The organism is Spirillospora sp. CA-128828 (assembly GCF_050945415.1).
GTDB lineage: Bacteria > Actinomycetota > Actinomycetes > Streptosporangiales > Streptosporangiaceae > Spirillospora.
The window spans coordinates 8,585,977-8,612,016 of the sequence record NZ_CP191986.1 but is presented as its reverse complement, the minus strand read 5'-3'; the positions used below and the strand labels follow the sequence as shown (position 1 = coordinate 8,612,016).

The following is a 26,040-nucleotide window of genomic DNA, read 5'->3' as shown; positions in this document are numbered from 1 at the left end:
GACCACACAGGTCCGGGGCCCTCTCGCGTCCGGTCACATCAGGCGGGGGTGGTCGTCGCCACGTAGTAGACGTTCAGCGGGTCCCCTTCGACCGAGTGGGCCTGGACGTCGGTGAAGCCGGCGTCCCCGAGCATCCGCCGGGCGGTCTGCTCCCCCCAGACCGTGCCGAGACCGGCGCCGCCGCTGCTCAGCGAGGTGGTCATGCAGTAGAAGACCGAGAAGCTGTAGAGCGCGGGCCCGAAGGGATGATCGAGGTTCTCCTCCAGGTTGCTGGACGCGGCGATGTCGCCCATCAGGAAGATGCCGCCGTCGCGGAGGGACGCGGCGATGGCGTCCAGGGTCTCCTGCGGCCGGGCCAGGTCGTGGATGACGTCGAAGGCGGTGACCAGGTCGTACCGTCCGGTGATCTGCGTCGCGTCGCCGATCGTGTAGGAGACGTTGTCCAGGGACAGCCGGTCGGCCTCCCGGCGGCCGGCCGCGATGCCCTCCTCCGACTGGTCGAGGCCGTGGAAGCGGCTGCGTGGGAAGGCCTGGGCCAGGACGACGGGGGCGTGTCCCTGGCCGGTTCCCACGTCCAGGACGTCGATGCCGTCGCGTAGCCGTTCGGTGAGGCCCGGGGCCATCGGGACGATCGTGTCGACGAGGGCCGCGTCGTACACGCGTGCCGTCTCCTGCGCCTGGAGGGCCTGGAAACGGGGGTACGCGGAGTAGGGGACGCCGCCGCCGTTGCGGAAGGACGCGATGACCTGCTGCTCGACCTCGCCCATCAGCGCGATGTACGGCGTGAACCCGGCGAGGTTGTCGGGCCCGGCGGCGGTGGTGAGCGAGGCGGCGTGTTCGGGGGGCAGTGTGTACGTCGCGCCGTCCGGCTCGTACTCCAGGATGCCGCCGACGACCATGCCGCCCAGCCACTCGCGTACGTAGCGCTCGTCGAGGTGCGCCGCCTTGGCGATGTCGCTGCTCGTGGAGGGGGGCAGCGTGCTCATGGTGTCGAACAGGCCGGTCTGGTGGCCGACGCTCACGAGGAGGGCCAGCGTCCCCTTGTTGAGCACGTCGACCATGAGGCCGGTGAACTCCTCCTGCCGCGTGGCGTCCGGTGACACGGTCCCTCCTCGGATCAGAACGGCATCGTTTCCCCTCTTCGTCCCTATCGTGGCCGGGACGGTGAGGGGGAGCGGGGCGCCAAGTATTTGCCGGATCCGGGGGAAGCCATCACTCTTCACGGTCGAGGTCCGCGGCACCCGGCCCCGCCGCGCTCCACCACAGATGGGAGGCCGAGGCTGATCGGACAGTGGCGGTCGCAAAAGATCTGAAGGCGTCGGTAGTGGTCGCTATGGTGTGATCCGCTCGCAATGTGATCGGGGGAGGCGCGCCGGTGGCGGAACAGGCATTTCAGGTGGATCTGCGTGGGGTGGTGGATCTGCTGAGCCGCCATCTCTACGCCAGCCCGCGGGTGTATCTGCGGGAGCTGCTGCAGAACGCGGTGGACGCGATCACGGCGCGGGGCGAGGGCGGCCGGGTCGAGATCGAGACCGGTGGCGGGACGCTGCGGGTCCACGACGACGGCGTGGGGCTGACCGAGGACGAGGTGCACACGCTGCTGGCGACGATCGGCCGGTCGTCCAAGCGGGACGAGCTGGGCTTCGCGCGGCACGACTTCCTCGGGCAGTTCGGGATCGGGTTGCTGTCGGCCTTCCTCGTCGCGGACGAGATCGAGGTCGTGACCCGGGCCGCCCGGGGCGGTGCCGCCGTCAGATGGACGGGCCGCTCCGAGGGCAGCTACCGGGTCGAGCCCGGCGAGCGCGACGAGCCGGGCACGACGGTCACGTTGCGGGCCCGGCCGGGGGCCGGCGAGCTGCTGAGTCCGCCGGTCGTCGCCGAGCTGGCCCGGACGTACGGGTCGCTCCTCCCGGTCGAGCTGGTCGTGGACGGCACCGCCGTCACCGGGGACGGGCCGCCCTGGCGCGCGTCCTACCGCGACCCGGCCGCGCGCAGGCGGGCGCTGGGGCGGTACTGCGAGGAGCTGTACGGGTTCACGCCGTTCGACGTGGTGGATCTCGACGTGCCGGAGGCGGGGCTGACGGGGGTCGCGTTCGTTCTGCCGGAGCCGGTGTCGCCGTCCGCGCGCGCCGCGCATCGCGTCTACCTGAAGCGGATGCTCCTCGCGGAGAACGTGGAGGGGCTGCTGCCGGAGTGGGCGTTCTTCGCCCGGTGCGTCGTGGACGCGGGGGAGCTCCGGCCGACGGCGAGCCGTGAGGCGCTCTACGAAGACGAGCTGCTCGACTCGACGCGGCAGCGGCTCGGTGACGTCCTGCGGCAGTGGCTGGTGAAGCTCGCCGAGACCGACCCGGCGAAGCTGCGCTCGTTCCTGCGGCTGCACCAGCTCGGCGTGAAGGCGATGGCGCTGCACGACGACGACATGCTGCGGATCGTCGACCGGTGGCTGGAGTACGAGACGTCCGCCGGGCCGATGACGCTGCACGAGTTCCGCCGGCGGCACCCGGACGGCCGGTTCACCGCGAGCGTGGACGAGTTCCGGCGGCTGTCGGCGGTCGCGGGCGCGCAGGGGGTCGGGCTCGTCAACGGCGGCTACGTCCACGACACCGAGATCATCGAACGGCTGCCCGACCTGGACCCCGACATCCGGCTCGCCCGGCTGGACGCGGCGGAGCTGACCACCACGTTCGGCGTCCTCGACCCCGCCACGGAGCTGGCGCTGCGGCCGTTCCTGGCGGCGGCGCAGCGGGCCGTGGAGCGGCTCGGGTGCGAGGTGGTCGTCCGCGACTTCGACCCGGCCTCCCTGCCCGCTCTCTACCTGACCAGCCGCGACGCACAGTTCCGTCAGGAGCTCACGCGCGCGCAGGAGGAGGCCGACGAGCTGTGGGCGGACGTGCTCGGCGCGGTCAACGCCTCAGCGAGCGCCGACCGGCCCCAGCTTGTGCTGAACCATCGCAACCCGCTGGCGCGGCGCGTCACGTCCCTCGGCGACGACGGGCCGGTCGAACTGGCCGTCCAGGCCCTGTACGGGCAGGCGCTGCTGCTCGGCCACCATCCACTGCGGCCCGCCGACACGGCGGTCCTGAACCGTTCCTTCATCGGCCTGCTGGAGTGGGCCGTCCACTCGCCGGAGGCGCCGAATGAGCACGGATGACGTCTACGCGCTGATGGCGCGGTCGCAGGAGCTGCCCTACGGGGAGGCGCGCACCGTCCTGGTCGAGGACGCGCTGCGCCGCGCGGAGGCGGCCGGGGACGAGGTGCTGGCGTTCCATGTGCGGGTCCGGCTGACGGACGCGTACCGGTACGGAGGCGAGCCCGCGAAGGCGTTCGCGACTTTCGGCCGCACGCTGGCCGAGCACGACCGCGACCCTGCCCGGTTCGACGAGACGCACAGCCTCCTGTGGCAGATGAAGGCGGCGGTCAGCTCCCTCACCCTTTTCCCGGAGATCCCGCTGGACCGGGCCTACGCCGTCCTGGACGACATGGAGCGGCGCTACAAGGCGGCCGGGCACAGCCTCCAGGCGGTGTACCACTACCGCAACGTGGTGGCGCGGCACATCGGCGACGGGTCGGCGGACGAGTGGTACCTGAAGTGGCGCACCGCCGAGCGGGACGACCTGTCCGACTGCGAGGGCTGCGATCCCACCGGCATGGCCCGCCACCTCGTCGAGGCAGGACGGTACGAGGAGGCGTTCGAGATCGCCGCGCCCGTGCTGAGCTCGCGGCTGTCCTGCAACGAGCAGCCGCAGTCCATCCAGACCGCGCTGCTGCCCGTCTACCTGCGCACCGGCCGCGGCGAGCAGGCCGCCGACGCGCACCGCCGCGCCTACCGGGTGCACCGGGCGCGCCTCGCCGACCTCAGCGACATCGCCGAGCACCTGGAGTTCTGCGCGGTCACCGGCAACGAGGCGCGCGGACTGGAGATCCTGCAGCGGCATCTCGGCTGGCTCGACCGGGCCCCGAGCGCGCACGCCGACATGGAGTTCTCCGCCGCGGCGGCCCTCGTCCTGGACCGGGTCGCCGCGGCCGGGCACGGCGCGGCGACGATCCGCCGCCCGGCCGCCGACGGGCGCGCGGCGGCCGATGTGCCGCTGCCGGAGCTCCACACGGAACTGGCGGAACGCGCCACGGCCCTGGCGGACCGGTTCGACGCCCGCAACGGCACGTCCCACCAGGGCGGCAGAGTGCGTGCCACGCTGGCGGCCGAACCGGTCGCCGGCTTCGTCCCGCTGGCCGCCCATCACCGCCGTCCCGCGCCGGCGCCCGCCCCGCCGCCCGTCCCGCAGGACGACCTGACCTCCGTGGACGACCTCGGCGAGCTCCTCGACCTCGTGGACCGGCGCCGCGCGGACAACGACCTGGACGGCATGCGGGCGGCGTGGCGGCGGTTCGACGCCGTCGCCGAGACCACCGAGCCGACGCCCTTGCAGAAGGCCCGCCGCCTGGACGGCCGGGGCGTCGAGCACGCCGTGGACGGCGACGGCCACGGCGCGGTCGCGTGCTGGGAGGAGGCGGTCCGGCTCTTCGCCGAGCTGGGCGACGAGACGCGCCGCCACCGCACGCTCGGCCGTCTCGGCGCGCTGCGCATCGACCTGGGCGACGACGGCGGGCTTGAGCAGGTGATCGCGTCGGCCGGCCACCTCGCCGCGCACCCGGGGGAGGACGGCGACGCCACGGCCGCCCTGCTCCGCCTGGCCACCGCCTATGTGCGGTTCGACCGCCCGGCGGACGCGCTCGCCGCGCTGGACGGGGTCGTTCCGGACGACGCGCCCGACCGTGCCGGCGAACTGTGGTTCCTGCGGGGACAGGCGCTTCTTCAGAAGGGCGACACCGACGAGGCCGCGGCGGCGCTGCGCCGCTCCATCGACGCGGCGCGCACGTCCGGCGAACCCGAGACGGTCGCCTCGCCCGGCCTGCTTCTCGCCCGCGTCCTGGCGCGGCGGGAGGACGGCCCGGACGAGGAGACGTTCCCCCTGCTCGACGAGGTGATCGCCGCGCTGCCCGGCGCGTCGCCGATGCGCGCCTCGGCGCACTCCGAGCGCGGGCTCGCGTTCCTCGCCGCCGACCGCCCCGCCGACGCCGTCGCCGACCTCGCGGAGGCCATCGCCGCCTGGACGGCGCAGGGCGCCCATGAGCAGGCAGTTCAGCTGCGCGTGGACCTCGCCGCCGGCTACCTGGCCACGGGCCGCAATTTCGAGGCCGCCGAGGTCGCCGAGGAGGCGCTGCCGAACCTCGACGGCGACGCCGGGCAGCGTTGCCGCCTCATCCTCGCCCACGCGCAGAAGGGGATGGGGGAGGAGGACGCCGCCGCGACGTTCGGCTCCCTCGCCGAGGACGCCGCGCGGGACGGCCGCCACGACGCCGTCGCGCACTTCCTCGACGAGGCCGCCGGCGTCCTGACCGCCCTCGACAAGGACGCCCAGGCCGCCGAACGGTTCGCCGAGGCGGCCGAGTCCTACGAGAAGGCCGGCGACCCGTACGGCATGGTCCGCACCCGCCGCCGCGCCGCGATGTGCCTGTTCTGGAGCGGCGACGCCGACAGGGCCCTCACCGCCATGGACACCGCCCGCGCGGCCCTGGCGGGCCTCCCTCCGGACAACGAGCCCGCCCGCATCTGGGAGACGGCCCTCGTCTCCTACGACCAGGCCCGGATCCTCGCCCAGGTCGGCCGCCTCCCCGAGGCCGCCTCCCACGCCTCCGCCGCAGCGGACGGCTTCACCACACTCAACGAGACCGATGCCGCCGAAGAGGCCACCCGGCTCCACACCGACATCAGGTCGGCCCTCAGCTGACGCGGTGGGCGCCCTGTGAGGGGGGCGCCTCCAGGAACTCGGGCGGCGTCCAGGAGCGCTTCTCGTACGCGGCCGTGATCGCGTCGCGCACCTGCTGGGCGCGGGCCGTGGAGGTGAGGACGATGACGGAGCCGCCGAAGCCGCCGCCCACCATGCGTCCGCCCCGGGCGCCCGCGCGGAGGGCGGCGTCGACGGTCGCGTCGGCCTCTGGCCAGGAGATCTCGAACTCGTCGCGGAGGGAGAGGTGCGAGGCGTTCAGCATCGCGCCGAGCTCGGGCAGGGCCCCGGCGCGCAGCAGGCCGACGGCGGCCTCGACGCGGTGGTTCTCGGTGACGACATGCTGGACGCGGCGGCGCAGCACGGGGTCGCGCAGCGCCCCGAGGGCGGCGGCGAGGTCCTTCACGTCGCGCAGCGCCGCGACGCCGAGCAGCTCCGCGGCCTCCTCGCACTCGGCGCGGCGGCGGCCGTAGTCGCCGCCGGTCAGGGTGTGCGAGGCGCGCGTGTTGATCACCAGGAGCGTCATGTCCGACGCGGCCGGGTCGAAGGGGACCTGCGCCGACAGTTCGCTGCGGCAGTCGAGCATCAGGGCGTGGCCGGGCGTGCAGAGCAGGGACGCCGACTGGTCCATCAGCCCGCACGGCATGCCGACCTGCTCGTTCTCGGCCCGCTGCGCCAGCCGCGCCAGCGCCGGCCGGTCGATGTCCACGCCGTACAGGTCGCGGAGCGCGAGCGCGGTCGCGCACTCCAGCGCCGCGGACGAGGAGAGACCGGCGCCCTGCGGCAGGTCGGAGTCGACCAGGAGGGACGCGCCGCCGGTGCCGTGCTCGCGCAGGACGCGGGCGACCCCCACCGGGTACGCCGCCCACGCCCGGTCGGACGGCCAGTTCTCGGAGACGACCGTCCCGCCGTCCACCGGGGCCGTGACGGTGGCGGGGGCCTGCAGGGAGCGGACCTCCAGCACACCGTCGTCACGCCGGGCGGCGGCGACCGAGACGCCGCGGGACAGGGCGAACGGCAGGACGAAGCCGTCGTTGTAGTCGGTGTGCTCGCCGATCAGGTTGACCCGGCCCGGCGCGTGCCACACGCCTTCGGCGGGCCGCCCGAACGCCGCGCGGAACGCCTCGGTCATCGCGACCGCAGGAACGTCCACGCGTCGCCGACCATGGTGCGCAGGTCCCGCTCCGGCTTCCAGCCGAGCTCCGCCTGGATCTTCTCGGAGGAGGCGACCAGCACGGCCGGGTCCCCGGCGCGGCGCGGCGCCACCTCGGCCGGGATGTCGCGGCCGGTGACCTCGCGGCAGACCTCGACGACCTCCCGGACGGAGTTGCCGGTGCCGCTGCCCAGGTTGAAGATCTGGTGCGTGCCCGGCGCGCAGGCGTCCAGCGCGAGGAGGTGGGCGCGGCCGAGGTCGGTCACGTGGATGTAGTCGCGGATGCAGGTGCCGTCCGGAGTCGGGTAGTCGTCGCCGAACATGCGCACCGTGTCGCCGTCCCCCTGCGCGATCTTCAGCACGTTCGGGATCAGGTGCGTCTCGACGGTGTGCCGCTCGCCGTGCCGCCCGTGCGCGCCCGCCACGTTGAAGTACCGCAGCGAGACCCCGCCGATGCCGTGCAGGCGCGCGTACTCGGCCAGCGCCGTGTCGATCGCCAGCTTGGACGCGCCGTAGGGGTTGGTCGGGCGGGTCGGGTCGGTCTCCAGGATCGGCGTCGACTCCGGCTCGCCGTAGGTGGCGGCCGTGGAGGAGAACACGATCCGGGGGACGCCGGCGACGCGCATCGCGTCCAGCAGCGCCAGCGACTCGCCGAGGTTCTTGTCCCAGTACAGGCCGGGCTTCTCGACCGACTCGCCGACGAGGGACTTGGCCGCGAAGTGCAGCACGGCCTCGAACCCGCCGCCGCCGAGGAGCTCCGCCGCCTTGTCGCGCAGCGTGCCGCGCACCAGCCGGGCGCCCTCGGGCACCGCGTCCTCGTGCCCGGTGGACAGGTCGTCCAGGACGACGACCTCGTGCCCCGCCTCCAGGAGCAGAGCGGAGACGACACTGCCGATGTAGCCGGCGCCTCCGGTGACGAGCAGCTTCACTGACGGACCTCCACGGCGAGACTCTTGGACGACGGGTGCGTCCAGGCTATCCGGAACGCCGAACGGGGAAGGCTGAACGCATGGACCGGAGGCCGCCGAGGCCGCCCGCGGGGCCCGCGCGCAGGCTGGCGCGCCCGCTGGTGTGGCTGCTGTCGAGCTCGACCGACCTCGTCGTGCGGCTGTCGGGCGGCGACCCGCACGCCCTGCGGGAGGAGATCACCGCGGAGCGGATGCGCGCCCTCGTGGCGGAGAACACGCAGCTCACCGCGGACGAACGCGCGTTGATCGGGGAGGTGTTCGCGGCCGGGGAGCGGCCGCTGCGGGAGGTCCTCGTCCCGCGCACCGAGGTGGTGTTCCTGGACGCGGCGCTCCCGCTGACCGCCGCCGCGAGGCTCGCCGCGGGCAGCCCGCACTCCCGGTTCCCCGTCTGCCTCGACTCCCACGACGAGGTGATCGGCTTCGTCCACATCCGAGACCTGCTGGCGCCCGGCGGCCCCGAGGGGGAGGGGCCGGTGGGGGGCCTGGTGCGGCCGGTGAAGTTCCTGCCGTCCTCCAAACGGGTGCTGCCGGCGCTGTCGGAGATGCGCCGCGAGGGCTGCCACCTGGCGATCGTCATGGACGAGTACGGCGGCGTCGCCGGGATCGTCACGCTGGAGGACCTCCTGGAGGAGCTCATCGGCGACATCCGCGACGAATATGATGTGCAGGACGCGCAGGCACGGCGCCTGCACGGCGGGGTGGTCGAGGTCGACGGCCTGCTCAACCTGGACGACTTCGCCGCCGAGACCGGCATCCGGCTGCCGGACGGCCCGTACGAGACGGTCGCCGGGCACATCATGGCGGTGCTGCGCCGCGTGCCCGCCGAGGGCGACTCGGTGGAGGCCGGCGGCCGCCGCCTCGCGGTGGCCCGGATGGACGGCCGGCGGGTGGCCCGCGTGCGCGTCATGCCGCGGGCGACGCCGCAGGCCGTACCGGTGCCGCCCGGCACGCCGTCCGCGACCCCGCGGGCGGCGACCGGCGACGCCGCCACCGGTCCCGGCGCCGGCCCCGGCAACGGGCCGGCCGCCCGGCAGGCCACCGGCGGCCGAGCCTCCGGTGACACCTGAGAGAATCGATCCGTGCAGATGCCCGAAGCGCCCAGCCCCGAAGCGTCCGACGCCGGAACCGCCGCGGCCCCGCCGCGCGTGCTGTCCGGTATCCAGCCCACCGCCGACTCGTTCCACCTCGGCAACTATCTGGGCGCGCTCCGGCAGTGGGTCTCGATGCAGGACACGCACGAGGCCTTCTACTGCGTGGTCGACCTGCACGCCATCACGATCGAGCACGATCCCGCGCTGCTGCGCCGCCGCACGAAGGTCGCCGTCGCGCAGCTCCTCGCGATGGGGCTGGACCCCGAGCGCGCCACCGTGTTCGTGCAGAGCCACGTCCCCGAGCACGCCGAGCTGGCGTGGGTGCTCAGCTGCCTCACCGGGTTCGGCGAGGCGGGGCGGATGACCCAGTTCAAGGACAAGTCGTCCAAGCAGGGCACCGGCGGGACGAGCGTCGGCCTGTTCACCTACCCGATCCTGCAGGCCGCCGACATCCTGCTCTACTCGCCCGACCCCACCCGTGAGGAGCGGGCGCTGCGCGTCCCGGTCGGCGAGGACCAGCGGCAGCACCTGGAGTTGACCCGCACGCTCGCGCAGCGGTTCAACCACCGGTTCGGCGACACGTTCGTGCTGCCGGACGCGCACATCCCCGAGGGCGCCGCGAAGATCACCGACCTGCAGGAGCCGGGCGCGAAGATGAGCAAGTCGGCGTCCTCGCCGCAGGGGATCATCGACGTGCTGGAGGAGCCCGGCCCGATGCGCAAGAAGATCATGCGCGCGGTCACCGACACCGGTTCCGAGGTCGTCTACGACGAGGAGAAGAAGGCCGGCGTCACCAACCTGCTGCGGATCTACTCCGCGCTGGAGGGCACGTCCGTCCCCGACCTGGAGCGCCGCTACGAGGGCTCCGGCTACGGCCAGTTCAAGAAGGACCTCGCACAGCTCGTCCTCGACACGTTCACGCCGATCAGGGAGCGCACGCTCAAGCTGCTGGACGACGAGGAGCAGCTCGACCGGCTGCTCGCCGTGGGAGCCGAGCGCGCCTCCGAGGTCGCCGCCGGGACGATGGAGACGGTGCGCGAACGGGTGGGATTCGTGGGACGTGGTCGCTGACCGTCCCCCACACGACGACGCCGCGGAGGGCACCGGCGAGGCGCCCTCCGCGAGTGGCGCCGCGTCTTCCGGCGACGGGATTCGCGCGATCGGCGTCGCCATCCCCATCCCGGACCCGCACGGAGCGTTCCTCCAGGCCAGGCGCGCCTCGTTCGGCGATCCCCTCGCCCATGCGATCCCGACGCACATCACGCTGCTGCCGCCCACCGAGGTGCGCGGGTCCGACCTGGACGCCGTCGAGGAGCATCTGCGCGGCGTCGCGGCCACCGAGCGGCCGTTCCCGATCAGGCTGCGCGGCAGCGGAACGTTCCGACCGGTGTCCCCGGTCGTGTTCGTGGCGCTCGCCGAGGGAATCGGGGGCTGCGAGCGCGTCCAGGCGAAGGTTCTGTCGGGCCCGCTCGCCCGGCCGCTGCCGTTCCCGTACCACCCGCACGTCACCATCGCCCACCACCTGCCCGACGACGTCATGGACCAGGCGTTCAAGGAGCTCGCCGGCTACAGCGCCGACTTCGAGGCGTGGGGGTTCTCCCTTTACGAGCATGGGCTGGACGGCGTGTGGCGCCCGCAATGCGACTTCTTCTTCGGTGGTGGCGTCGTGCCCTCGCCGGGACGGAATGGGTGAAAAACGCTCTGTTGAACGGTTGATTACGGTCTGCCGCATCGAGTGGTCTCCGCTGGGTACGTTGCGTACATGCGGCAGGTGATCAACAGGGTGCAGCGGCAGAGCGAGTCTCTGTTCGGCAAAGGCAAGGACCTGCTGCGCCGCTCGCGGCGCCGCTCGCGGTGGCTCGACCACCAGGCCCGCGCGTTCGAGCGGTACCGGGAGCGCCGCGGCGACCGGCTCGCCGCCGCCCTCACCTGCTACGCGTTCCTGTCCTTCTTCCCGCTGCTGGCGCTGGCGTACGCGCTGCTCGGCTATCTCCTCGGGGTCAGCGACGAGGCCCGCGACTACTTCGTCCGGGCGATCGGCTCGCAGCTGCCCGGGCTCGCCGGTCAGCTGGACGTCGAGCAGATCGCCCGGTCCAAGACGGCCGTCGGGGTCGTCGGGCTGGTCGCGCTGCTGGTCACCGGCCTCGGCTGGGTGCAGGTGCTGCGCGAGTCCCTGCGCGACATCTGGGGGAACGAGCCGGGAGGCGGCGGTAACTTCTTCCTGAAGCGGCTGTGGGACCTGGCCGTCCTGGCCTTCCTCGGCCTGATCCTGGTCTGCGGCATGGCGGTGACGACGGTCGCCACGTCCACCACCCACACCGTTCTGGGATGGCTCGGGATGCAGGACGTCCCCGGGGCCGGCACCGGGCTGCGGCTGCTGTCGCTGGCCTGCGCGATCTTCTTCGACACCGTGGTCTTCCTGGTGCTGTTCACGCGGCTGTCGGGGACGCGGGCGCCCTGGCGGCGGATCATCCGGGGCGCGGTGTTCGGCGCGGTCGGGTTCGAGGTCCTCAAGCAGATCGCGGCGATCCTGGTCGGCCGGACCACGCAGAACCCGGTCTACGGCACGTTCGCCGTGCTGGTCGGGCTGATGGTGTGGATCAACATCGCGACCCGGTTCGCGCTGTTCGTCGCCGCCTGGACGGCCACCCGCCGCGTCGTCCTCACCGCCGACGCCGCCGATCCGGAGAACGTCGCCGACCGTGCGGAGGCCGAGGCGCTCCAGGAACGCGCCGACGAGGCCCAGGCGCCCCGGAGAAAGGCCGAGCCGTCCGGGACCGGCCCGGCTCAGGACCAGAAGGCGTCGTCGGCGTACTGATCCTCGGCCAGCGTCCGGATCTCGGTGATCTTCCCGTCCCGGAAGCGGAACAGGTCCACCCCGCGGCCGTCCAGGACCCGGCCCGGGCGTTCGGCGTAGGTCTGCACGAGGGCCGCGCCGTACTCGTCGTTGGCCATCACCGAGTACGGCTCGGCGCGGAACGTCCCGCCGGACAGCTCGAACAGCCGGACGTAGAAGCCGAGGACCTCCTCGGGCGTCCGGTACTCGCCGCAGATGGGCCCGCGCCCAGGGACGCGGTGGACGACGTCGTCGGCGAGGAGCTCGCGGATGAGGGCCATGTCGCCCTTGGCGAACGCCGTGTAGCCGTCCTTCAGCAGCGTGACGTTGGGGTGCTCAAGGACGGACGCACCGGGCACGGAGACGTACAAGTCGGACATGACGCCGTTCCTCCCGCGGCGCCGGCCCGCCGTCCCGCGGCAGCGGCGAGGTCACCGGCGCCATCGTGAGCGTAAGCCCGCCGGGCGCGCGCGTACCAGAGCCGTGGGCTCGGGGTGAGAGAAGCTTTACCGGCCGGCTTCACCGGCCGGTGCCGCCTACCTGCCGGCGCGGTTGCGGGCCGCCTCCAGGCGGCGCCGCCGCCGCAGCACCACGAACAGCACCGCGATCGCGAGCAGCGCCCCGGCCGTGCCGCCGCCGACGAGCAGCCACATGCGGGACGAGTCGTCCGAGGCGAGCGGGGCGTCCGGCAGCACGCCGGAGTCGCGCTTCTTGGTCTGCTCGGCGTCGCCGGGCGGGACCAGCGTGCCGACCGGCTGCACCTTGCCGCGGGCGGTGAAGCCCCAGTTGAGCAGCTTGGCCGCGTACGGGGACGGCGGCCGGTCCGCCTTCATCAGCGAGATCACGATCGTGTGCCCGCCGCGCCGCGCCTCGGCGACGAAGGTCTGCTGCGCGGCGAGCGTGAAGCCGTTCTTGCCGCCGAGCATCCCGGCGTACTCCTGGCCCTCGCCCGGCAGCATGTGGTTGTGCGTGTGGATCGGGTATCCGCCGACCTTCACGCCCTTCTTGCGCTGCTTCTTCGTGGGCGGCGCCGGGAACTTGAAGTCGATCGCCTGCATGTAGGCGCGGTACTCGGGGTTCTTCATGCCCTCGCGCAGGATGAGCGCGAGGTCGTAGGCGGAGGTGTGCTGCGTCCGGACGTTCAGCCCGAGGTCCTTGTCGAGCCCGTTCGGCGACGCGGCGAGGGTGTCGTGCGCGTTGATGCGCTTCGCCTCGGCGTTCATGTCGGCGAGCGTCTTCTTCACGCCCCCGTCGGCCTCGGCCAGCGTGAACGCCGCGTCGTTGGCGGACATCATCAGCATCGCGTGGAACAGCTCGTTGACCTTGTACTTCATCTTCGGGGTCAGCCCGACCTTGGTGCCCTCGACGTCGCACGCCTTCTGGGACGGCCGGACGAGCCGGTTCGGGTCCAGCTTCGGGACGAGCGTGAGCGCGGTCAGCGTCTTGATCGTGCTGGCCGGGAGGTAGTGGCCGTGCGGGTCCTTGGCGGCGAGGACCTGGCCGGTGTCCGCGTCCGCGATCATGTACGAGGAGGCGTTGATCTTCGGCGGCGCGGGAACCCCGGGGGCCCTGTTGACGACGATGCCCCGGCTCGCGAGCTGCGGACCGCCGACCGTCTCGGCCGCCGGCGCGGCCGGGGACGCGGCCGTGGCGGGCGCTGCGACCAGGGCGGGGCCCGTCGCGAGCGAGGCGGCCGTGACCGGCACGGTGATCACCGTAAGGGCACGGCGGACGCCGTCCGGCCCTCGTCGCTGTGGTCGCAAGCTCCCGACGCTCCTCACTCCCGTGGAAGCGCCATCGCTCCCGACGCGCATGCGCCCAACGCCCATGACTCCCCCGAAGACTAGGCGACGTATCCGACGAAGGGGTACCCGATCACGAATACGGCAAGCACGGGACGGACGCGACGCCGGGTGCACAGGTGATCTCACGGTACGTAAGGGACGCTCAGTATTGGTCACAGTCCGTCATGGAAGGTATTTTGGGACCGGCTGACTAGTTCGATCTAGTGATGCCGAAGGCAAGATCGATGACCGAAAAGTAGGACCCCCACGCGCCCACCGACGGCCCGCATGAGTCAATTGATCCGCAAAGGGCATGGACACCCGGCAGGGTGGCGCGCTCGGACGTCATCATGGAGCGAACACGTGACCTGGACCGGCGTTTGTCCAGGCTTAGGGACCCGCTGGCTGAATAGCGCCACGTGCCACGCAACGACCTGCAAGGATTGTGGACGGAGGTTGGCCGTGGCCATTGACTTCAACGCATCGAACGGGGCGACGCTCGGCGTCGAGTGGGAGATCCAGCTCGTCGATGCGGAGACCAGGCACCTGCGGCAGGACGCACGCGAGGTGCTCGCCGCCCTGCCTTCGCTCAGCGAGGACGGCGACAACCCGCCCGTCCGGCATGAGCTCATGGAGTCGACGGTAGAGGTCGTGACCGGTATCTGCGACACCGTCGGGGAGGCCAAGGCCGACCTCTCCGGCACGCTCGCCGCCCTGCGGATCGCCGCGGCCGACCGCGGTATCGCGCTGGCCTGCACCGGCACCCACCCGATCAGCGACTGGCGGGACGCCGTGATGGCGCCCATGGGGCGCTACGCCCAGCTGGTCGAGGAGATGCAGTGGCTGGCCCGGCGCATCCAGACGTTCGGCGTTCACGTCCACGTCGGCGTCTCCGACGGCGCCAAGGTGATCCCGATCGTCAACGCTCTCTCGTCCTATCTTCCGCACTTCCTCGCGCTCACCGCGTCCAGCCCGTTCTGGAGCGGCAGCGACACCGGCCTCGCGTCCTGCCGTTCGGTCGTCTTCGGCCAGATGCCGACGGCCGGGCCGCCCCACCTGTTGGACGACTGGGCGGCCTTCGAGGATTACATGGACACCCTGATGCGTTCCGGAACCATAAGGAGCATCAAAGAGGTCTGGTGGGACATCCGCCCGCATCCCGACTTCGGCACGGTGGAGATCAGGATGTTCGACGGCATCCCCACCTTGCGTGAGGTGGGCATGGCCGCCGCTCTGTGCCAGAGTCTGGTCACGCTCTTCGAGCAGCAGCTCGACCGCGGCTACACCCTGCCGCGGCCGGCCGCCTGGGTGGTGCGCGACAACAAGTGGCGCGCGACCAGGTACGGTCTCGACGCCATCATCATCACCGACGACACTGGGAACACCGCACCGCTCCGCGACGATCTGTACGAGCTGATCAGGGAGCTGGAACCGGTGGCCGACCGGCTCGGCTGCGCGGAGGAGCTCAAGGTCGCGGGCGAGGTGCTGGAGCACGGAGCCCCGTACGAACGTCAGCGCGCGATCCGCGCCGAGGGCGGGACGCTGGAGAACATCGTCGACGCGGCGATCGCCGAGCTCGCGGAGGACAGGTTCGTCACACTGGGGGAGGTCGCACATGCCGGAGCGTGAGCAGCCGAGGCGCTCGACCGAGCCCGCCGACGCCGGACCCGCGAACGCCGACCCCGCCGCGCAGGGGGACGCCGGCCCGGCCGAACCGGCCGGGACGGACCCCGCGAACAGCAAGGCTCGTGAAACCGACCAGAAGACCACCGGGCGGAGCCCGTTCGGCTCCGCCCTCGCGCAGGGGGCGCACATGACTCATCCGGGACCCGGGGTGATGCCCGGCCTTGAACCACCCACCGCCCCGGGACCTGTGGGCTCCGAGGGCCTCGACACCGGCTCCGCGGCCGCCCGCGTGAACGGGACGACGGCGTCCGGCGAGCCCGCACGGCGACCCGCCCCACGGCACCCCGAGGCGCCGCGACCCGAGATACAGGGCGCGGTCTCCGAAGGTGCGGAGGAGGAGCAGGGCCGGCCGGGGCTGGCGGCCGTCGCAGGCTTCCCCGCCGTGCTCGGCGGCGCCGTGCTGCAGCCGCAGCTCGACGCGTTCCTCGCCGAGCACGAGGACGAGCTGATCGCGTTCCGGCGCGACCTGCACATGCACCCCGAGCTGGGCTACGCCGAGCACCGCACCACCCGCAGGATCGCCGAGCGGCTCCGCGCGGCGGGCCTGGACCCGGTGATCCTGCCGAAGGGCACCGGCCTGTTCTGCGACATCGGCCCCGCCGACGGCACGACGGTGGCGCTGCGGGCCGACATCGACGCGCTCCCCCTCCAGGACGAGAAGGAGGGCGTCGAGTACCGGTCGACGGTTCCGGGCGTCGCGCACGCGTGCGGCCACGACGTGCACACCACGATGGTGCTGGGCGCGGGCCTGTTCCTGGCGCAGCAGGCGGAGGCGGGGCTGCTGCCCGGCCGCGTCCGGCTGCTGTTCCAGCCCGCCGAGGAGACCCCCGGCGGCGCGCTGGACGTGATGGCGGCCGGCGGCATCGCGGGCGTGGACCGCGCGTTCGCGCTGCACTGCGACCCCCGCATCGAGGTCGGCCAGCTCGGACTGCGCACCGGCCCGATCACCGCGGCGTGCGACAAGGTGTACGTGAAGGTCACCGGGCCCGGCGGGCACACCGCCCGGCCGCACCTGACCGCCGACCTGGTCTACGCGCTTGCCAAGATCGTCACCGAGCTGCCGTCCGCGCTGTCCCGGCGCGTCGACCCGCGCTCCAGCCTGTCGCTGGTGTGGGGACGGGTCTCGGCCGGGTCCGTCGCCAACGCCATCCCCGACGACGGGATCGCCGAGGGCACCGTCCGCTGCCTGGACGACGAGGCGTGGCACCGGGCCCCGGAGATGATGAAGGCGCTGCTGCAGTCGGTCGCCGCGGCCTACGACGTGGAGGCGTCACTGGAGTACGTCCGGGGCGTCCCGCCGACCGTGAACGAGGCCGCCAGCGTCCAGATGTTCCGGGACGCCGCCGCGCAGGTGATGGACGAGGAGGGCGTCGTGCCCACCCCGCAGAGCCTCGGCGGCGAGGACTTCGGCTGGTACCTGGAGTCGATCCCGGGCGCGCTCGCCCGGCTCGGCGTCCGCACCCCCGGTTCTCCCGGCGAGTACGACCTGCACCGCGGCGACTTCGACGTGGACGAGCGGTGCATCGCGGTCGGCATGCGGGTGCTCAGCGCCACCGCGCTGACCGCGCTGTGGGAGGGCGGCCGTCCCGGCGACACCGAGCCGATCGAGGGCGCGGCCCTGGCCTGAACACTTCCCCTGAGCCTCCCGCTCGAAGCTCCTGCCTGGTCCCCGGCTTGATCACCCGGTCCGATCACCGTGTGTAGCCGTCCGACCCGGCCTCCCGGTCTCCGGGGCATCTCCTGACACGGTGGCCCCGCGCACCGGTCCACGGCGCTGACTGCCGCGCTGACCTGTGGCGATATGCGTACGCATTGGTAACGGACCTATTGCGAAACGGTGCAAGCGGGAAGTTTGCCCGCATTCGCGAGGTAGCGTCCGATCGATTTCGGTGACCGGACCGGTCGCCGGACCGTGGGTGGGGAACGGAAGGAGCGCTACCTTGCGCCGTGGACTCAAGATTTCGCTCGTCACCGTGACGGGTGCGGCGCTGACGCTCAGCGCTTCCGCGTGCGGTGGCAAGAAGGCGGACACCGGCGGCGGTGACGAGGGCGGCAAGAAGACCCTCAAGATCGGTCTCGCCTTCGACATCGGCGGCCGTGGTGACCAGTCCTTCAACGACTCGGCCGCCGCGGGCCTCGACAAGGCCAAGAAGGACCTCGACGTCAAGACCGAGGAGATCTCGGCCAAGCCGGACGAGCCGGACTCCGACAAGGAGTCCCGCCTGCGGCTGCTGGCCAACAAGGGCTACAACCCGGTCATCGGCGTGGGCTTCGCCTACACCGCCTCGATCAACAAGGTCGCCAAGGACTTCCCGAACACCAAGTTCCTGGTCGTCGACGCCGACCAGTGCAAGGTCGAGGGCGCGAACGTCAGCGGCGCGTGCTTCTCCGAGGAGCAGGGCTCCTACCTGGTCGGCGCCGCCGCGGCGCTGAAGTCCAAGACCGGCACGATCGGGTTCATCGGCGGCGTCAACGTGCCACTGATCAACAAGTTCTTCGCCGGGTACCAGGCCGGCGCGAAGAAGGCCAAGCCGGGCATCAAGGTGCTGCCGGCCAAGTACCTGACGCAGCCGCCCAACTTCAACGGCTTCAAGGACGCCGGCCTCGGCAACGAGGCGGCCAAGGGCCAGCTCGACCAGAACGCGGACGTGATCTACCACGCCGCCGGAGGTGCGGGCATCGGCGTCATCAAGACCGTCGGCGCGGCCAAGAAGTGGGCCATCGGCGTCGACTCCGACCAGTACAACCAGCCCGCGGTCGCCGGCGTGAAGGACTACATCCTGACGTCCATGGAGAAGCACGTGGACGTCGCGGTGTACGACTTCGTCGAGAGCGTCGCCAACGGCAGCTTCAAGGCCGGTACCAAGCAGTACAACCTGCAGAACAACGGCATCGGCTACGCGACGTCCGGCGGCCATGTGGACGACATCAAGGCCAAGCTGGACGAGCTGAAGGCCGACATCGTCAGCGGCAAGATCACGGTTCCGACCAAGGCCTGACGCCGCGGCCGGGGTGCGGGATCCCTTCCGCGCCGTGACCGGGCGGACCGGTTTCGTCCGGCCGTAACCGCGCACCGGGCGTCACCATCGCGGTGGCGCCCGGTGGCGGCGGTTCCAGACACAGCACGTTCGAGGCAGGAGGAGGGGCACTCGTGCCTGACCAGGTGCCGGCCGTGCGGCTGACATCGATCACCAAGCGGTTCCCCGGAGTGGTGGCCAACCGCGACATCAACCTCACCATCGAGCGCGGCGAGGTGCATGCGCTCTGCGGTGAGAACGGCGCCGGCAAGTCCACCCTGATGAAGATCCTCTACGGCATGCAGAAGCCGGACGAGGGCACCATCGAGGTCGACGGCGAGCAGGTCGGCTTCCGGACCCCGGCCGACGCGATCGCCCGCGGCATCGGCATGGTCCACCAGCACTTCAAGCTGGCCGACAACCTGACCGTCCTGGAGAACGTGGTCCTCGGCGCCGAGCCCCGCGCGAAGGGCTGGCGGCGCGGCCGCATCGACTTCGCCGCCGCGCGCGCGAAGATCAAGGAGATGTCGCAGGCGTACGGGCTGCGCATCGACCCGGACGTGCTCGTGGAGACGCTCGGTGTCGGCGAGCGGCAGCGCGTGGAGATCCTCAAGGTGCTCTACCGGGGCGCCCGCGTGCTGATCCTGGACGAGCCGACCGCCGTGCTCGTCCCGCAGGAGGTCGACGAGCTGTTCGGCAACCTGCGGGAGCTGCGCGCCGAGGGCCTCACCGTGCTGTTCATCTCGCACAAGCTGGACGAGGTGCTGGCCGTCGCCGACACCATCTCGGTGATCCGGCGCGGCACCACCGTCGCCAAATGCCTCGACCCGGCCGAGGTCACCTCCCGGCAGCTGGCCGAGCTGATGGTCGGGTCCGAGCTGCCCACCCCCGAGCTGCGCGAGTCGACCGTCACCGAGGACGTCCAGCTGGACGTCGCCGGGCTGACCGTGCTCACCCCCGAGGGCCGTCCCGCGGTGGACGACGTGTCGCTGCGCATCCGCCGCGGCGAGATCGTCGGGCTGGCCGGCGTGGAGGGCAACGGGCAGACCGAGCTCATCGAGGCGATCATGGGCATCCGGCACGCGGACGCCGGGACGATCGGCTACGGCGGCGACGACATCACCCAGTGGCCGACCCGGCGGCGCCGGGAGGCCGGCATCGCCTACATCCCGGAGGACCGGCACCGGCACGGGCTCGTCCTGGAGGGGACGCTCTGGGAGAACCGCATGCTGGGCCACCAGACCCAGCGGCCGAACGTGCGCGGCCCGTGGATCGACCGGCGCGGCGCCCGCCGCGACACCACCCGGATCGTCCAGGCGTACGACGTGCGGACGCCGGGGATCGACGTGCCCGCCGCCGCGCTGTCGGGCGGCAACCAGCAGAAGCTCATCGTCGGGCGGGAGATGTCCGGCGACCCGCACCTGCTGATCGCCGCGCATCCGACCCGCGGCATCGACGTCGGCGCCCAGGCCGCCATCTGGGAGTACCTGCGGCAGGCCCGCGCGGACGGGCTGGCCGTGCTGCTGATCAGCGCCGATCTTGAGGAACTCATCGGTATGTCCGACACCCTGCACGTGATCCTGCGGGGACGGCTGGTCGCGGAGGTCGATCCGCGGACCGTCACCCCCGAGGAACTCGGCTCCGCCATGACCGGCGCGGGAGCCCCCTCATGAGCGACGGCGCGAAGGACACCCCGCCCCCGCCCGCCGACGACGCCCCGGAGACCGCGTCCGGCGCGGAGTCGTCCGGTGACGGCGGCGGCGAGAAGGAGGGCGCCGCGAGCGGGCCGCCGAAGGACGGTCCGGAGACGGTGCCGTCGTGGAAGGCGATGCTGCGGGGGCTGGGCCCGCGCGGGCTCGGGCTGAAGATCGGCGCGCCGGTGCTGGCGCTGCTGATCTCCCTCGGCATCACCATGATCCTGCTGCGGATCACCGGCGCCGACCCGGTCAGCTCGATCAAGAGCATGATCGACTACGGCACCACCGAGAACTCGATCGTCGACATCCTGAACCGCGCCACCCGCTACTACCTGTCGGCGGTCGCGGTCGCGATCGGGTTCCGGATGGCGCTGCTGAACATCGGCGTGGACGGCCAGTACCGGCTGGCCGCGTTCCTCGCCGCCGCGCTCGGCGGGGCCGTCACCCTGCCCGCCCCGCTCGGCCAGATGCTGGTGATCGTCGCGGCGATGGTGGTCGGCGGGCTGTGGGCCGCGATCGCGGGCGTGCTGAAGGTCACCCGCGGGGTGTCGGAGGTGCTGTCCACGATCATGCTGAACGCGATCGCGACCGGCCTGATCGCCTACCTGCTGAACGACAAGCGGCTCGCCGACGTCCGGCCGGGGAGCAACAACGTCGCGACGCCGCAGATCCCCGAGTCGGGACGGGTCGGGGGCCTGAACGGCTTCCTGTCCTCGATCGGCATCGACCTGCCCGGCGACGTGTACGGGCTGCTGCCGCTCGCGATCGTCGTCGGGATCGTGTTCTGGGTCGTCATCAACCACACCAGGTTCGGGTTCGACCTGAAGGTGTCCGGGCTGTCGTCGTCCGCCGCGCAGGCGAGCGGCGTCAACGCCCGTCGCATGATCGTCTACACGATGGTGGCGTCCGGCGTGGTGGCGGGCCTGATCGGCATGCCGGAGCTTCTCGGCGCGTCCTACGAGTACTCGCTGAACTTCCCTGCGGGGCTCGGCTTCACCGGCATCACGGTCGCGCTGCTCGGCCGCAACCATCCGGCGGGCATCGCGCTCGCCGCGCTGCTGTTCGCGTTCCTCGACCAGACCTCCGACGTGCTCCAGGAGGTCGACGTGCCGAAGGAGATCGTGGGGGTCATGCAGGGCGTGGTCGTGCTGACCGTCGTCATCGTGTACGAGCTGGTCCGGCGCTGGGAGATCCGGCTGCAGCAGCGGGCCGTCGCCGCCGAGCTGGCCACCGGCCACGACCTGGCCCGCGAGGCCGCTGGGAGTGCCTCATGAGCGCCGTGACCGAGACGGTGTCCGTCAAGAAGGCCGCGAACGGCGCGCGCCGGCTGCGCTGGCCGCACTATCTGCTGATCGCGTCCGGGATGCTGGTGCTGCTGTCGCTGGTCCGGGTGCTCGACGACGCCGACCCGGTGACGTCCAGCGGGACGGTCAGCGCGTCGCTGCGCCTCGCGGTGCCGATCTTCCTGGCCGGGATGGGCGGGCTGTGGTCCGAGCGGTCCGGCGTGATCAACATCGGTCTTGAGGGCATGATGATCCTCGGGACCTGGACGGGCGCGTGGGCCGGCTACCAGTGGGGCCCGTGGATCGGCGTCCTCGCCGGGATCGCCGGCGGGGCGCTCGGCGGCCTGCTGCACGCCATCGCGACCGTGTCGTTCGGCGTCGACCACATCGTGTCCGGTGTCGCGATCAACATCCTCGGGCTGGGCCTCACCCAGTTCCTGGCCGGGCTGATCTTCGACAAGGGCGAGGCGAAGGCGCTCGGCGGCGGCCCCCGGCAGTCGCCCCCGGTCGACCCGATCCAGACGCTGACGCTGCCGGTGCTGTCCGGCGGCAAGATCGGCGGCTGGCAGAGCCCCGACTGGCTCGGCTCGCTGGAGAAGGACCACTGGTTCCTGGTCTCCGACATCGCGGGCATCCTGCGCGGGCTGACCAGCGACATGTCGCTGCTGACGCTGGTGGCGCTGCTGCTCATCCCGGCCAGCTTCCTGGTCCTGTGGCGGACGGCGTTCGGGCTGCGGATCCGGTCCTGCGGCGAGGACCCCTACGCCGCCGAGTCGCTCGGCGTGCAGGTCTACCGGATGAAGTACGCGGCCGTGATGATCTCGGGCGGGTTCGCCGGGCTGGCGGGCGCGTTCCTCGTCACCGTCGCGGCCCCGTTCTACCAGGACGGCCAGACCAACGGCCGCGGCTTCATCGGCCTCGCCGCCATGATCTTCGGCAACTGGCGTCCCGGGGGCCTCGCCGCGGGTTCACTGCTGTTCGGCTACACCGACGCGATGAACGTGCGCGGCGGCGGCCAGTCCGTGCACGCGCTGCTGCTGTTCGTGGCGATCCTGCTGATCGGCATCGCGGTCTGGCAGACCGTCCGGGCGAACCGGCTGCGCCCGCAGGCGGCGACCGACGTCGCGCAGCGCCGGGACATGCGCAACGCCTACTTCGGCGCCGTGCTGTCGCTGGTCGCCGCCGTCGCGCTGCTCGCCTGGTTCCTGCTGAGCGACATCGTCCCGGGCGAGCTGGTCTCGTTCACGCCGCACCTGACGACGCTGCTCGTCCTCGCCCTGGCCAGCCAGCGCCTCCGGATGCCCGCCGCCAACGGCCTCCGCTACCGGCGAGGCGAGGCAAGATAACTCTATGGAGATCGACTGGCCTGGCCTGCGCGATGCCGCGCGGGAGGCGATGACGCGTGCGTACTGCCCGTACTCCGGGTTCCCGGTCGGGGCCGCGGCGCTGGTGGACGACGGCCGGGTCATCACGGGATGCAACGTCGAGAACGCCTCGTACGGCGTCGGCCTGTGCGCGGAGTGCGCCGTGGTGTCGGCGCTGCACGGGCCCGGCAAGTCGGAGCGGCCTCGGCTGGTCGCGATGGCGGTCGTCGACCGGCATGGGAACCCGCTGATGCCGTGCGGGCGATGCCGGCAGCTGCTGTGGGAGCACGGCGGCGCCCCGATGCTGCTGGAGACGACGCGCGGCATCCTGCCCATGTCGGACGTCCTGCCGGACGCGTTCGGCCCGGACGACCTTGTTGAGAGAGGGTGATCGTGGAGGCCATCGATGTCATCTGCGCCAAGCGGGACGGCGGGACGCTGACCCCCGAGCAGATCGACTGGGCGGTCGACGCCTACACGCGGGGTGCGATCGCCGAGGAGCAGATGTCGGCGCTGGCGATGGCGATCCTGCTGAACGGCATGTCCCGGCCCGAGGTGGCGCGGTGGACGGAGGCGATGATCCGGTCCGGGGAGCGGATGGACTGGTCGGCACTGGACCGCCCGACCACCGACAAGCACTCCACCGGCGGCGTCGGCGACAAGATCACCCTGCCGCTCGCACCGCTGGTGGCGGCGTGCGGCGCGGCCGTCCCGCAGTTGTCGGGCCGCGGCCTCGGCCACACCGGCGGGACGCTCGACAAGCTCGAGTCGATCCCGGGGTGGCGGGCGTCGCTGTCGAACGCGGAGATGCTGGACGTCCTGCGCTCGGCGGGTGCGGTGATCTGCGCGGCGGGCGGTGGCCTGGTGCCCGCGGACCGCAAGCTCTACGCGCTCCGCGACGTGACGGGGACGGTGGAGTCGATCCCGCTGATCGCGTCGTCGATCATGTCCAAGAAGATCGCCGAGGGCACGGGCGCGCTGGTGCTGGACGTGAAGGTCGGCTCCGGCGCGTTCATGAAGACAGTGGAGAACGCCCGCGAGCTGGCCGAGACGATGGTCGCGATCGGCGCCGACCACGGTCTGCGCACCGTCGCGCTGCTGACCGCCATGGACCGTCCGCTGGGCAACGCGGTGGGCAACGCGGTCGAGGTCGCCGAGTCGGTCGAGGTGCTGGCCGGGGGAGGCCCGTCCGACGTGGTCGAGCTGACCCTGACGCTGGCCCGGGAGATGCTCGCCGCCGCCGGGCTGTCCGGCCGGGACCCGGCCGACGCGCTGAAGGACGGTTCCGCCATGGACGTCTGGCGTCGCATGATCATCGCCCAGGGCGGCGACCCGGACGCGCCGCTGCCGGCCGCCCGTGAGACCCACGTGGTGACCGCCCCGTCCTCCGGGGTCCTGACCAGGCTGGACGCCTACGGGGTGGGTGTCGCGGCCTGGCGTCTCGGCGCCGGCCGGGCCCGCAAGGAGGACCCCGTGTCGTTCGGCGCGGGCGTGATCTGCCACGCGAAGCCGGGGGACACCGTCAGGGAGGGGCAGCCGCTGCTGACCCTGCACGCCGACGAGGAGTCCAGATTCGGCCGCGCGCTCGAATCCCTCGACGGCGCGTACGAGATCGCCGAGGCGGCGGCGCCGTCCCGGACCCCGTTGATCATCGACCGGATCGCGTGAGCCGGGCGGTCACCGGTCCGCGCCCACTACGGTCGGCGCTTCGTCGGCATCGGTGAGTGAGCTCCGGGTCAAGCCCTGAACACCCGTGCCCGCATCGCCGGAACGGCGTTCCGCGCTCACGCGCTTTGCCCGGTATCTCCGCGGTGTCGCGAACGGAGATCCTCCTTGCCGAAGGGCGGGGGAGATGCGGGGGCCCCGCACGTGTCCACGTCATTGACCGGCGAATGGGCCGGTGTTCGACTGGATTCAGTGATCGCATTCGGGGGGAGGACGACGATGGCACTGGGAGAGCAACTGAGCCATGACTCGGGGCAGATCACGGGGACCCGCGTACTGCCGCCGTCCGAGCAGGGCGAGGCACGGGTCGAGGTCTCCTTCGAGGCCCGCGGCCGCCTTCTCGACGAGGACATAGTGGACATGGGGACGTACGTGTCGGTCCTCGGCGCGGACGGCGTCCTGCGGGGTACCGGCCAGGGCTGCACGATGTCCGGCGGCGGAGAGACCCTCACCTGGGAGGGCACCGGGGTCGGCAAGCTCCTGAAGGACGGAGCGACCTCGTTCCGGGGCGCGATCTTCTACCGGACGACGTCCGGGAAGTTCTCGCGCCTGAACACCGTGGCCGCCGTGTTCGAGTACGAGGCGGACGCGAGCGGTAAGACGGAGTCCAGAGTCTACGAGTGGAAGTAGCGACCCTGGCGTAGCAGGCCACCCCGCCCGGCGGCCCGGCTCGACCGGCGACCGCCGGGCGGGGCGATATTCGGTGTCCCTCTTAATGTGCGTCCGTCCGGAAGATTGGGATTCCCGCCACCCCGCGAAGCCGGGATCACGAAACGTCAATGCCGGGTCGCCCACCGTTAGGGACGGCTTTTTCGCTGATCGATTCCACTAGAGTTACTAGCGGGTATGGTCTGGGGAGGCGACGCCAGGGGTGAGCAATGGGCCAGGCTGTCAGTGGCGGTGCGGAATCGACCGAAACGCCGAACAGTATTCATGTATCGCGGGACAGGCTCGCAGTTGATCCCGCCGTTCGCACTGCGCGAACCTATCTCCGGCTTCCGCCGACGCTGTCCTTCGCGTCATGGAAGCGGGTCGGCAGGCAATTGTTCCTCATCTCCGACTCATCGGCCTGGTGGCTGGGTGATTGGCTGGTCTTCGGTGCGGAGAACTATCGGGACCGCTATCGCCGCGCGGTCACCGAAACCGGCCTGACCTACGGGACGCTGCGCAACTACGCCTGGGTGGCTCGGCGCTTCGAGGCGTCACGCCGGCATGACGGGCTGAGCTTCCAGCACCACTTCGAGGTCGCCTCTCTGCCCGAGACCGAACAGGATCTCTGGCTGGCGAGGGCGGCCGAGCTGGGCTGGTCGAAGCGCAGGCTCCGGGAGGAGTTGAGGTCGAGCCGCGGCGCCGCCGCCGAGCAGGAGTCGCCGCCGGCCGTCCATGTGGAAGTGATCGCCACCAGGCAACAGCGGGAACTCTGGCAGCAGGCCGCCGAAAGCACGCGGTCCGGCCTGGCCGAATGGATTTCCCGGATACTGGACCAGGCGGCGCGATCCGCCCTGAAGGAGTAAGAGAACCGGCTGCCTCCGAGAAACTCGGAGGACAGCCGGTAATTTATGGTGCCTGCCGGACGACTGGTCGTCCGGCCAGTGGTTCAGGTTTCAGCTCTGCTTGACAGCGCCGCAGTTGGGGCAGACCCACATGGAG

General features: G+C 71.9%; 21 protein-coding genes. 16 read left to right on the top strand and 5 right to left on the bottom strand.

The window, feature by feature from the left end:
- Positions 1-38: 38 nt before the first annotated feature.
- Positions 39-1,103, bottom strand: coding sequence for a class I SAM-dependent methyltransferase (locus ACQPXG_RS41275; RefSeq protein ID WP_433464585.1), 1,065 nt, complete (start codon positions 1,101-1,103; stop codon positions 39-41).
- A gap of 272 nt (positions 1,104-1,375) precedes the next feature.
- On the opposite strand from ACQPXG_RS41275, the gene ACQPXG_RS41270 reads away from it, so the two are divergent.
- Positions 1,376-3,151: an HSP90 family protein gene (locus ACQPXG_RS41270; RefSeq protein WP_433464584.1), complete on the top strand. Its 1,776-nt coding sequence runs from the start codon at positions 1,376-1,378 to the stop codon at positions 3,149-3,151.
- Positions 3,138-5,789, top strand: a complete 2,652-nt coding sequence (locus ACQPXG_RS41265; protein ID WP_433464583.1) for a hypothetical protein — start codon at positions 3,138-3,140, stop codon at positions 5,787-5,789. Before ACQPXG_RS41270 ends, ACQPXG_RS41265 begins: the two co-directional genes overlap by 14 nt.
- Here the strand turns inward: ACQPXG_RS41265 and galK are convergent.
- Together galK and galE are read right to left on the bottom strand one after the other, a co-directional pair.
- On the bottom strand, positions 5,782-6,918 hold the full coding sequence (gene galK / locus ACQPXG_RS41260; RefSeq protein WP_433470142.1) for a galactokinase: 1,137 nt from the start codon (positions 6,916-6,918) through the stop codon (positions 5,782-5,784). The two genes, ACQPXG_RS41265 and galK, sit on opposite strands and share 8 nt — an antisense overlap.
- Complete coding sequence (gene galE, locus ACQPXG_RS41255) at positions 6,915-7,868, bottom strand: UDP-glucose 4-epimerase GalE (protein WP_433464582.1); 954 nt, start codon at positions 7,866-7,868, stop codon at positions 6,915-6,917. Before galE ends, galK begins: the two co-directional genes overlap by 4 nt.
- 80 nt (positions 7,869-7,948) lie before the next feature.
- Between galE and ACQPXG_RS41250 the strand changes: the two genes are divergently transcribed.
- From ACQPXG_RS41250 to ACQPXG_RS41235, 4 genes are all read left to right on the top strand, one after another.
- A complete protein-coding gene (locus ACQPXG_RS41250; RefSeq protein WP_433464581.1) occupies positions 7,949-8,974 on the top strand; it encodes a hemolysin family protein in 1,026 nt (341 codons plus the stop codon).
- 18 nt (positions 8,975-8,992) lie between these two features.
- Entirely contained in the window at positions 8,993-10,069 is a 1,077-nt protein-coding gene (trpS, locus tag ACQPXG_RS41245; RefSeq protein ID WP_433470141.1) for a tryptophan--tRNA ligase, read from the top strand.
- A complete protein-coding gene (locus ACQPXG_RS41240; protein ID WP_433464580.1) occupies positions 10,059-10,691 on the top strand; it encodes a 2'-5' RNA ligase family protein in 633 nt (210 codons plus the stop codon). The genes trpS and ACQPXG_RS41240 overlap by 11 nt, the downstream gene beginning before the upstream one ends.
- Positions 10,692-10,760: 69 nt before the next feature.
- A complete protein-coding gene (locus ACQPXG_RS41235) occupies positions 10,761-11,816 on the top strand; it encodes a YihY/virulence factor BrkB family protein (RefSeq protein ID WP_433464579.1) in 1,056 nt (351 codons plus the stop codon).
- Here the strand turns inward: ACQPXG_RS41235 and ACQPXG_RS41230 are convergent.
- Positions 11,786-12,214 (bottom strand): nuclear transport factor 2 family protein, encoded by a 429-nt coding sequence (locus tag ACQPXG_RS41230; RefSeq protein ID WP_433464578.1) that lies wholly within the window; start codon positions 12,212-12,214, stop codon positions 11,786-11,788. The two genes, ACQPXG_RS41235 and ACQPXG_RS41230, sit on opposite strands and share 31 nt — an antisense overlap.
- Before the next feature lie 156 nt (positions 12,215-12,370).
- Entirely contained in the window at positions 12,371-13,540 is a 1,170-nt protein-coding gene (locus tag ACQPXG_RS41225; RefSeq protein ID WP_433464577.1) for a D-alanyl-D-alanine carboxypeptidase family protein, read from the bottom strand.
- Between the two features lie 540 nt (positions 13,541-14,080).
- Here ACQPXG_RS41225 and ACQPXG_RS41220 point away from each other — a divergent pair.
- The 10 genes from ACQPXG_RS41220 to ACQPXG_RS41175 all read left to right on the top strand — a co-directional run bounded on the left by ACQPXG_RS41220 (position 14,081) and on the right by ACQPXG_RS41175 (position 25,904).
- On the top strand, positions 14,081-15,247 hold the full coding sequence (locus ACQPXG_RS41220; protein ID WP_433464576.1) for a glutamate--cysteine ligase: 1,167 nt from the start codon (positions 14,081-14,083) through the stop codon (positions 15,245-15,247).
- Positions 15,248-15,686: 439 nt separating this feature from the next.
- Positions 15,687-16,931, top strand: a complete 1,245-nt coding sequence (locus tag ACQPXG_RS41215; protein WP_433470140.1) for a M20 family metallopeptidase — start codon at positions 15,687-15,689, stop codon at positions 16,929-16,931.
- A 313-nt stretch (positions 16,932-17,244) separates the two neighbouring features.
- Positions 17,245-18,303 (top strand): BMP family lipoprotein, encoded by a 1,059-nt coding sequence (locus tag ACQPXG_RS41210; protein WP_433464575.1) that lies wholly within the window; start codon positions 17,245-17,247, stop codon positions 18,301-18,303.
- Positions 18,304-18,455: 152 nt separating this feature from the next.
- On the top strand, positions 18,456-19,994 hold the full coding sequence (locus tag ACQPXG_RS41205; protein ID WP_433464574.1) for an ABC transporter ATP-binding protein: 1,539 nt from the start codon (positions 18,456-18,458) through the stop codon (positions 19,992-19,994).
- Positions 19,991-21,292 carry an ABC transporter permease gene (locus tag ACQPXG_RS41200; protein WP_433464573.1) on the top strand — a complete coding sequence of 434 codons (1,302 nt, stop codon included), beginning with the start codon at positions 19,991-19,993 and terminating at the stop codon, positions 21,290-21,292. Before ACQPXG_RS41205 ends, ACQPXG_RS41200 begins: the two co-directional genes overlap by 4 nt.
- Complete coding sequence (locus ACQPXG_RS41195; protein ID WP_433464572.1) at positions 21,289-22,647, top strand: ABC transporter permease; 1,359 nt, start codon at positions 21,289-21,291, stop codon at positions 22,645-22,647. Before ACQPXG_RS41200 ends, ACQPXG_RS41195 begins: the two co-directional genes overlap by 4 nt.
- A 4-nt stretch (positions 22,648-22,651) precedes the next feature.
- Complete coding sequence (locus ACQPXG_RS41190) at positions 22,652-23,056, top strand: cytidine deaminase (RefSeq protein WP_433464571.1); 405 nt, start codon at positions 22,652-22,654, stop codon at positions 23,054-23,056.
- A gap of 2 nt (positions 23,057-23,058) precedes the next feature.
- Positions 23,059-24,333, top strand: a complete 1,275-nt coding sequence (locus ACQPXG_RS41185) for a thymidine phosphorylase (RefSeq protein ID WP_433464570.1) — start codon at positions 23,059-23,061, stop codon at positions 24,331-24,333.
- Between the two features lie 276 nt (positions 24,334-24,609).
- Positions 24,610-25,020, top strand: a complete 411-nt coding sequence (locus tag ACQPXG_RS41180; protein ID WP_433464569.1) for a hypothetical protein — start codon at positions 24,610-24,612, stop codon at positions 25,018-25,020.
- A gap of 248 nt (positions 25,021-25,268) precedes the next feature.
- Positions 25,269-25,904 carry an LmbU family transcriptional regulator gene (locus ACQPXG_RS41175; protein WP_433464568.1) on the top strand — a complete coding sequence of 212 codons (636 nt, stop codon included), beginning with the start codon at positions 25,269-25,271 and terminating at the stop codon, positions 25,902-25,904.
- Positions 25,905-26,040: the final 136 nt, after the last annotated feature.

Excerpts from the sequence above, each read along its gene's own strand:
- ACQPXG_RS41265 (WP_433464583.1), top strand. The coding sequence starts at position 3,138 with ATGAGCACGGATGACGTCTACGCGCTGATGGCGCGGTCGCAGGAGCTG.
- galK (WP_433470142.1), bottom strand. The coding sequence starts at position 6,918 with ATGACCGAGGCGTTCCGCGCGGCGTTCGGGCGGCCCGCCGAAGGCGTG.
- ACQPXG_RS41250 (WP_433464581.1), top strand. The coding sequence starts at position 7,949 with ATGGACCGGAGGCCGCCGAGGCCGCCCGCGGGGCCCGCGCGCAGGCTG.
- trpS (WP_433470141.1), top strand. The coding sequence starts at position 8,993 with ATGCCCGAAGCGCCCAGCCCCGAAGCGTCCGACGCCGGAACCGCCGCG.
- ACQPXG_RS41235 (WP_433464579.1), top strand. The coding sequence starts at position 10,761 with ATGCGGCAGGTGATCAACAGGGTGCAGCGGCAGAGCGAGTCTCTGTTC.
- ACQPXG_RS41230 (WP_433464578.1), bottom strand. The coding sequence starts at position 12,214 with ATGTCCGACTTGTACGTCTCCGTGCCCGGTGCGTCCGTCCTTGAGCAC.
- ACQPXG_RS41200 (WP_433464573.1), top strand. The coding sequence starts at position 19,991 with ATGAGCGACGGCGCGAAGGACACCCCGCCCCCGCCCGCCGACGACGCC.
- ACQPXG_RS41195 (WP_433464572.1), top strand. The coding sequence starts at position 21,289 with ATGAGCGCCGTGACCGAGACGGTGTCCGTCAAGAAGGCCGCGAACGGC.
- ACQPXG_RS41190 (WP_433464571.1), top strand. The coding sequence starts at position 22,652 with ATGGAGATCGACTGGCCTGGCCTGCGCGATGCCGCGCGGGAGGCGATG.
- ACQPXG_RS41180 (WP_433464569.1), top strand. The coding sequence starts at position 24,610 with ATGGCACTGGGAGAGCAACTGAGCCATGACTCGGGGCAGATCACGGGG.
- ACQPXG_RS41175 (WP_433464568.1), top strand. The coding sequence starts at position 25,269 with ATGGGCCAGGCTGTCAGTGGCGGTGCGGAATCGACCGAAACGCCGAAC.